At 68.5% G+C, this 3,840-nt stretch carries 4 protein-coding genes; 1 reads left to right on the forward strand and 3 read right to left on the reverse strand.

Annotated elements, in window-relative coordinates; all coding sequences use genetic code 11:
• A partial coding sequence (locus MTR62_RS20320; RefSeq protein WP_244024372.1) for a carbonic anhydrase occupies positions 1 to 730 on the forward strand: 730 nt, incomplete at its 5' end.
• A gap of 16 nt (positions 731 to 746) precedes the next feature.
• Here the strand turns inward: MTR62_RS20320 and MTR62_RS20325 are convergent.
• From MTR62_RS20325 to MTR62_RS20335, 3 genes are all read right to left on the reverse strand, one after another.
• A complete protein-coding gene (locus tag MTR62_RS20325; RefSeq protein ID WP_244024375.1) occupies positions 747 to 1,523 on the reverse strand; it encodes a transglutaminase-like domain-containing protein in 777 nt (258 codons plus the stop codon).
• Between the two features lie 454 nt (positions 1,524 to 1,977).
• Positions 1,978 to 2,904, reverse strand: coding sequence for a prephenate/arogenate dehydrogenase family protein (locus MTR62_RS20330; RefSeq protein WP_244024377.1), 927 nt, complete (start codon positions 2,902 to 2,904; stop codon positions 1,978 to 1,980).
• Positions 2,901 to 3,840: pyridoxal phosphate-dependent aminotransferase (locus MTR62_RS20335; RefSeq protein WP_244024378.1), on the reverse strand; the 940-nt coding region annotated here is incomplete at its 5' end. The genes MTR62_RS20330 and MTR62_RS20335, both read right to left, overlap by 4 nt.

Here is a 3,840-nt window from a genome sequence, read left to right on the forward strand (position 1 = left end):
CCCGGCGACGAGCGCCCCCCCGCCCGCAAGCCCGGCTCCGGTCGCGCACGGCGACCACTGGGGCTACGCCGGCGCGCAAGGTCCCGACCACTGGGGCGACCTTTCGGACGAGTACCGGCTGTGCAAGACCGGCCACATGCAGTCCCCCGTCGATCTGGGCGCTGCCGACGTCACCGCGCACTTCTCGGTTTCCGCCAGCTACAAGAGCGCGCCGCTGACCATTCTCAACAACGGCCACACGGTCCAGGTCAACTTCCCCGAAGGTTCGACGCTCGCCAGCGGCATTTCGCGCTACAAGCTGCTCCAGGTCCACTTCCACACCCCGTCCGAAGAGACCATCTACGGCCTCCACTACCCGATGGTCGCGCATTTCGTGCATGTCGACTACGCGGGCAATCTCGCGGTACTGGGCATCCTGTTCGAGGAAGGCGCGCCCAATCCCGAACTGGCCAAGATCATCAAGGCCGCCCCCGCGCACGCCGAGGCCGCGCATCCGGTGGCCGGCGTCACGCTCGATCCGGCGAAGCTGCTGCCCGAAACGCTCGGCGTCTATCGCTACGAAGGCTCGCTCACCACCCCGCCGTGCAGCGAAGGGGTGCGCTGGCACGTCGCCACCCACCGCGTCACCGCCAGCGCCGACCAGATCGCCGCGATCCACGCCATCATCGGCGACAACGCCCGCCCGATCCAGCCCCGCTACGGCCGCCTGCTGATCGCCGGAGCCGACTGAGCGCCCCCGCGCACGCTTACGCGGCGCTTACGCGGACCTCCTGCTTTACCCGTTCGAGCGCGCCGTAGCTGGTGAGGAAGGCCACGTCCGCCGCATCGCGGCCGACGCCGATCTTGGCCATGTCCTGCGGCTCGGCCATGCCGGTCGCATCGACGATATGCCAGCACCCGTCGAGAAAGACCTCGGCCACCGCGTGGAAGTCCTGCGGTTCGACGCCAAGACCGTAGACGCTGGCAAAACGCGCGGGGATCGCGCTCGCACGGGTCATCGCGATCATCAGGTGCGCGTAGTCGCGGCAGACGCCGCGCCGGCTGCGAAAGGTGTCCAGCGCCGTCGTCTGCGCGTCGCTCGCCCCCGGCTCGTAAGTCAGGCGGCTTTGTATCCAGTCGCGAATGGCGGCGACCCGCGCCCCCCCCGCGGTGCCGCCAAACTGGCTTTCGACATGCTCCTGGAACGTATCGGCCGGGCAGAAACGCGAGGCCATGAGATAGTCCACCGTCTCGCCCGGCAGGCGGTGCGGCGGGGTCGCGGGCAGGTCCGCGATCGGCACGACAAGGCGGTCGATCTCGACCCGCGCGTGGTAGTGGACGCGCAAGGTCTGGTCGGTACGCAGCCAGATCCGCTCCCCGATCTGCGACTGGCCGGGCACCCGCGCGAAGTGGTCGAGCGCGGGCAGGTCGATGTGGTGGTGCGTCACGCGCTGCTCGGGGATCATCGCCGCCTCGATCTGGAGCAGGATGTCCGCCGGACCCGCCAGAACGTATTCCAGGGTCGTCGAAATCGCGATCGCCATGCACGGCCTCACCGGAAAAGCTGGTTTCCCCGGTCAATGCGCGAAGCCGCCAAAAGCTCCCCCGCGCCCTGCAGCCTGATCCAAAATTTGGGCTCTTATACCAACCTGCAGTGATCCTGACCTATGAGGATAGCCAGTCCCGTTCGCTGGCGAGGAGGAGCGACAGTGGCGATGTGGTTCATCATGGCTAGCGCTCCGACAAAGTCCAGCGGGCGGGACTGGCTACCCTTCGGGCGGTNGCTGGCGAGGAGGAGCGACAGTGGCGATGTGGTTCATCATGGCTAGCGCTCCGACAAAGTCCAGCGGGCGGGACTGGCTACCCTTCGGGCGGTTTCTGGTGGCCCTCGAACGGCGTCGCGTCCTCGTGACGATGAACCACATCGTCTCTTCGGACGCTTCTGGCCGAGAACCACCAGGAACCGTCCTCATAGGTCAGGATCGCTGCAGGTTGGTATTACGCCTTGGTACCCGCCGCCTCGTGATCGCCGCGCCCGAAGTCGGGGCGCGCGTCGTCCTGGCCTTCCTCGATGATCGAGCGGCGGATCGCGCGGGTGCGGGTGAAATGCTCGAACAGCGTGTCGCCATCGCCCACCCGGATCGCGCGCTGGAGCGCGGTGAGATCCTCGGTGAAGCGCTGGAGCATGGTCAGGACCGCCTCCTTGTTCGACAGGAACACGTCGCGCCACATCGTCGGATCGGACGCCGCGATGCGCGTGAAGTCGCGAAAGCCACCGGCCGAATACTTGATGACTTCGCTCTGCGTCACGTCCTCGAGATCCGACGCCGTGCCCACGATCGTATAGGCGATGAGGTGCGGCAGGTGGCTGGTCACCGCGAGCACCAGATCATGGTGCGCGGCCGACATCAGCTCGACATTGGCGCCCAGCGCTTCCCAGAAGGCCACCAGCTGCGACAGCTTGACCATGTCGGTCGCCTCGGGCGGGGTGATGATGCACCAGCGCCCGCGAAACAACGAAGCGAAGCCCGCGTCGGGCCCCGAATTTTCGGTACCCGCGACCGGGTGCGCCGGGATCACCACGTGATCGGGCAGCGCCTCGGCCAGGTCCGCCGAAATCCGCTTCTTCGACGAGCCCACATCGCTGACGAGGCATTCGAGCGGGATCGCGCCGCGCAAGGGCGCCGCGGCCTTGCCGATCGCACCGGGCGGCACGCAGAAGATCACCAGATCGGCCGTCGCGACGGCCTCCTCGGCGCTCTCGGCCACGGCATGGCACAACCCGCGCTCGCGCGCGCGAGCGCGGGTCGCGGGATCGAGATCGAACCCGGTGACGGTAACGCCCGGCAGGTATTGCTGCGCGGCGAGCCCGATCGAGCCGCCCTGCAGGCCCAGCCCGATGATCGCGATCCTCGAAAAGCTCATCCCTGCGCCTGCGCCATCTCGGCCAGCGCGTCAGCCATCGCGTCCATGTCGGCGCGCTTGCCGATGGTGAAGCGTAGCGCCTGCGGCAGTCCCTGCCCCGGCAGCCAGCGCACGATGTAGCCGCGCGCGGCCAGCCCTTCGTAGGCCGCCTCGGCGGTCAGCGTGCCGTTGAACAGCACCAGCACGAAGTTCGCCTGGCTGGGCAGCGCGCGCAGCCCGTGGTTGCCCAACGCCGTAAGCTTGTCCACGAAGCGCGCGCGCTCTTCCAGGTTGTGCTTGTGGCTGCGCGTGAGGAATTCGGTGTCACCCAGCGCGGCGAGCGCCATCGCCTGCCCGGTCGCCGAAACGTTGAATGGCCCGCGGATACGGTTGAGCGTGGCGATGATCGGCGCCGCGCCGGTCGCCCAGCCGATCCGCTCGCCCGCCAGCCCGAAGATCTTCGAGAAGGTGCGCGTGACGAGCACGTTCTGCGCCGCGGCGGCGAGCGCGAAGGCGCCATCCTCGTCCTCGGCCGGAACGTATTCGCCATAGGCCTGGTCGATCACCAGCAGCACGTCGGGGCGCAAGCCGGCGTGCAGGCGCGCGATCTCGCCCTTGGGCAGGTACGATCCGGTGGGGTTGTTGGGGTTGGCGAGAAACACCACGCGGGTTTTCTCGGTGACGAGCGCGAGCAGTGCGTCGACGTCGGTGCCGTAGTCGGCATCGGGCGCGACCACCGGGGTCGCCCCGCAGCGCCGCGCCGCGATGTCATAGACCGCAAAGCCGTAGCGCACGTAGATCACCTCGTCGCCCGGCCCGGCGTACCCTTGCGCGGCAAGGTTGAGCAGTTCGTCGGAACCGGTGCCCATGACCACGCGCGCCGCGTCGAGCCCGTGGCGCGCCGCGATCGCCTCGCGCAGCGCCCGGCTGTCGGGATCGGGGTAGAGCGAGGGCGCC

It is taken from the genome of Novosphingobium organovorum (assembly GCF_022832435.1).
Lineage (GTDB): Bacteria > Pseudomonadota > Alphaproteobacteria > Sphingomonadales > Sphingomonadaceae > Novosphingobium > Novosphingobium organovorum.